This is a genomic window from Pseudomonas sp. SDO55104_S430 (assembly GCF_054070595.1).
In genome coordinates this window covers 1-1,665 of record NZ_JBSVXG010000453.1, presented here as the reverse complement: position 1 = coordinate 1,665, position 1,665 = coordinate 1, and the positions used below count along the sequence as shown (strand labels likewise).

Here is a 1,665-nt window from a genome sequence, read left to right as displayed (position 1 = left end):
TGGGAGGGGGTTTGTTCGCGGGGGTGTTGTGGAAGGAGGAAATGGTGTTGGCAGACAGATCGCTTTCGCGAGCAAGCCCGCTCCCACATTGGTTTTGTGTTTATAGCAGGCTAATTGGATAGCTGATGATCAGCCGGTTCTCATCGAACTCGTTGTTGCTGTAATCCCGGCGCATGGTCGAGTTGCGCCATTTTATGTTCAGATCCTTCAGCGCACCGCTCTGCACGGTGTAGCCCAGTTCGCTTTCCCGTCCCCATTCCTTGCCGTCGGTGATGCTCCCGGTGTGTACGTTGCTGCCACTGATGTAGCGGTTCATCAGGGTCAGGCCCGGTACGCCCAAGGCCACGAAGTTGTAGTCGTGGCGTACCTGCCAGGACTTCTCCCGGGCGTTGTCGTAGCTGGAGTTGTAGCTGTCGTTGGCCAAGGTGCCGCCGCTGGTGCCGTTGACCCGCATCCAAGGGCTGTCGCCGGTGAGTTTTTGCAGGCCGACGTAGAAGGTGTTGCCGCCGTATTTGGCCGAGAACAGGCCGTACATTGTCTTGTTGTCCAGGTCGCCGGCGCGGGCGCTGCCATCATCCTTGCCGTAGAAGAACCCGAGGTTGGCGCCCAGGGTCCAGTCGCCGATCGGTTGGCTGTGGGTCAGGTTGATGAATTGCTGGCTGTAGATGTCCTTCAGTTCGGCGTTCCACACACCGATCTGGGTGCGCTTTTCGTTGAACAGGTATTCGCCGCCCTGGAAGTTGAAACGGTCGGAGGTGAACGCCGCTTTGCCGGTCATCGACATGTCGTCCATGCTGCTGTCGTCGCGCGGGCTGTTCTGGCGGAACTGACCGCCATAGAGCGTCAGGCCGGCGATTTCCTTCGAGGTGATCTGCCCGCCACGGAAGGTCTGCGGCAGGGAGCGGCCGTCGTCGGAACGCAGGATCGGCAGCACCGGCATCCATTCGCCGACCTTCACTTCGGTCTGCGACAAGCGGGCCTTGAACGCGACGTTGGTGCGACCGTAGTTGTCCGCCGGGCGCCCGTCGCCATCCAGCGGCAGCAGTTGCGTGCCGCCGGTGCCTTTGCCGCCGTCGAGCTTCACTGAATACAGCCCCAGCACGTCCATGCCGAATCCGACGGTGCCTTGGGTAAAGCCGGACTTGGCGTCGAGGACGAAGCTTTGCGTCCACTCTTCAGCCTTGCCCTGAGCCTTGGTCGGGTTGGTGAAGTTGCGGTTGATGTAGAAGTTGCGCAGGTTCAGGTTGACCTTCGCGTCTTCGACAAAGCCTGACTCTTCGGCCTGGGCGGGCAGGGTGGCGCTGGCCAGGGCGACGGCGATCAGGCCGGGAACGAAATACGGTTGGGTGGAAGGCGTCATGGGCTCGGGGCTCTCTAATTCTTCGGGATGAAACGGGGTGTGCCGCAACCGGGGGAGGATGCAGACGGACAAATCGACATTTTTCGGTGAAGCCTGGGGGATCAGCCGGACAGGGCAGGGCGCGGGGGCATGGTGTCGAACCTGTTGTTATTGGTTTTGTAGGTCGATGGTGATGTGAATGTACCAGGTGGTTCAATATTTTAAAGCGGGTTTTGGGCGATTATCGAACCAAGATTGATCTGGGTTTTGTGGTGTATTGGATGGCCCTTTCGCGAGCAGGCTCGCTCCCACAATTGGAATGCGTT

At 59.7% G+C, this 1,665-nt stretch carries 1 protein-coding gene; it reads right to left on the bottom strand.

Going from position 1 to position 1,665, the window contains the following annotated elements:
* Positions 1-100: 100 nt before the first annotated feature.
* Complete coding sequence (locus ACW9JE_RS30620; protein ID WP_457434890.1) at positions 101-1,360, bottom strand: OprD family porin; 1,260 nt, start codon at positions 1,358-1,360, stop codon at positions 101-103.
* Between the last annotated feature and the right edge of the window lie 305 nt (positions 1,361-1,665).

Excerpts from the sequence above, each read along its gene's own strand:
- ACW9JE_RS30620 (WP_457434890.1), bottom strand. The coding sequence starts at position 1,360 with ATGACGCCTTCCACCCAACCGTATTTCGTTCCCGGCCTGATCGCCGTC.